Consider the following 2088-nt stretch of genomic DNA (forward strand, 5'->3'; position numbering starts at 1 on the left):
CCGCCACCGCACCTGCGTGGGATCGCGCGCCCACCGTTCTTGATCTTCCACCACCGTTCTCGCCCCATCCTCGATCCACCACCGTTCGCCTGACCGTCCGTCGGTGTGCATGATGTGCAGGTTGTGCATGCCAGTCTGCGGCGCAGTATGTGATTTTCGTTTTCGTCGTTTTGCTCTGAAAACATCCTACACATCCTACACTCCTACATAGATGGGGTAGGAATAGCGGTTTTCTGCGGCTGTCGAGCCGACGCTGGCGTGTAGGATGGGGTGACGCGGTGTAGGATATCGTGCGCCGCGAGGGCTTCGGCGATCATTCGGGAATGTCGTTCGGAAGAACGGCGGTCGCTCGATCAGGCGAATAACCCGTCCCATTGAGGCAAACCCAAACAAGATGTGCCGGGATTTGCGCGTACCCTGCTATCATAAGGTCGACTTGAGGCTTTTGTGACAGCCAAAGCAGCAGGTCTAAGATCATATGAGACAGGGAGAGGGTATTGCAGGTCGGATACGCACGGGTGAGTTCAACTGGTCAGTCCCTTGACATCCAGAATGAGGCTTTGACTGCCGCTGGATGTGAGAAGGTGTTTGCCGAGAAGATGTCTGGTCGTTCAGCCAGTGATCGGATCGAACTCATCAATGCCATCGATTTCGTTCGCGATGGTGACACTCTCATCGTGACACGGCTCGACAGGTTGGCAAGGAGCGTCGGCGACCTTCACCAGATCATTGAGAAGTTGGCTGCGAAGAATGTCGGCTTCAGATGCCTGAACCAGTCAGGCGTCGACACCGATAGTTCGACGGGCAAACTGATGCTTTCGATCTTGGGAGCCGTCGCCCAGTTCGAGAACGACATCCGCCGTGAACGCCAGATGGAAGGGATCGCCAAAGCGAAGGCTGCGGGCAAGTATCGTGGACGCCCCGCCAGCATCGATCCTGCGCGGGTGAAGGAACTGCGTGAGAGCGGACTGGGACCAGCAGCCATCGCCCGTGAAATGGGGATCGGTCGAGCATCGGTCTACCGAGCGTTGGCGGCATAGAGGCGCTTAGATGGGTAATTGTGAGAGGCTCACTTCCTTCATTAGTACCTTATCAGAAATTGCTTCCTCATCATCGATGCTGACAGCATCAAAAACAAAGGCTTCACCTTCCTCTGGGTTGGCGATCCGACACCAGAGATGCCCACGTAGTGGTGCCCCAAAGCTATTCTCCGCATCATAGGTGAGCAAGATCGCGTATGACGGCACAACCGGCATTGTGCGCAGCATCTCATGTTCTGTGCCGACTTCGATAATCTCTTCCATGTATCGGAAGGTGACCCATTCAGCCGTCGACATCTGATCAGACCGAAGCTCATCGCGAGCAACTATGCGCTTTAGATTCTCCAACCTTACTACGGGATCGATATCGGGCATCTCTCCACGGTAAGCCGCAACGACATTAAGCGTGGAGGGTGCCTTCAGCTTATCACTCAGGTCCTTCTGGCAAAGTTCGACCCCCTCATCCGCCACGCAGCCTTGAACAAGGAGCGCAGACAAAACTGCTGCTATTATTCTTGCCATTGAAGCTTCCCCCTTGATGCGCGCATACCTTACGTCCAAATCGCTGCCACAGCTTCCCAACTGATCATCAAGGCAGAAGCTGCTCGCTTGATACGAGCACCTTGGCGTCTACGATCAGTCCCCGAAAAACAATAGCGATGATCCGCATCGTCCCTCTACACATCGACTGAAGCGCTCACCCGACTATCTCTTCGCCACTGCTCACACGAACTGTTGACCCCATCACCGTCTCGGCAGACCATCCCGCCCATGACACACCTAAAAGCTAAGCCGCCCATCGTCACTCCAACATCGTCCCATCCATCGTCAGCAGATCGTTCACCCGCCGACTGTCCTGAGATCGTCCCCTCCAGCATCGAAGAACGCGCAGAAGCGTCGGCACATGCTGGGCTGAACGATGATGAGGAACAGTGGGTCTCAACCGTCCTCAGCAGCCTTCAGACACGCTCTTCTGGGGCGAGAGAAGCGTTGGCAAAGGCTCTTCGCGACGGTGATCATCGGCTAATCCCAGCAGGGCTCACCACTT

General features: G+C 55.7%; 2 protein-coding genes. One reads left to right on the forward strand and one right to left on the reverse strand.

Annotated features, from left to right (window positions below; genetic code table 11):
- Positions 1 to 497: 497 nt before the first annotated feature.
- Positions 498 to 1040, forward strand: a complete 543-nt coding sequence (locus HG250_RS10045; RefSeq protein WP_170005196.1) for a recombinase family protein — start codon at positions 498 to 500, stop codon at positions 1038 to 1040.
- Between the two features lie 6 nt (positions 1041 to 1046).
- Here HG250_RS10045 and HG250_RS10050 read toward each other — a convergent pair whose 3' ends face one another.
- On the reverse strand, positions 1047 to 1562 hold the full coding sequence (locus tag HG250_RS10050) for a hypothetical protein (protein WP_170005197.1): 516 nt from the start codon (positions 1560 to 1562) through the stop codon (positions 1047 to 1049).
- Positions 1563 to 2088 lie beyond the last annotated feature (526 nt).

Source organism: Pseudopontixanthobacter vadosimaris, assembly GCF_012979275.1.
GTDB lineage: Bacteria > Pseudomonadota > Alphaproteobacteria > Sphingomonadales > Sphingomonadaceae > Pseudopontixanthobacter > Pseudopontixanthobacter vadosimaris.

Bases quoted from the DNA above. Each gene is read 5' to 3' on its own strand.
- HG250_RS10050 (WP_170005197.1), bottom strand. From the start codon at position 1,562: ATGGCAAGAATAATAGCAGCAGTTTTGTCTGCGCTCCTTGTTCAAGGC.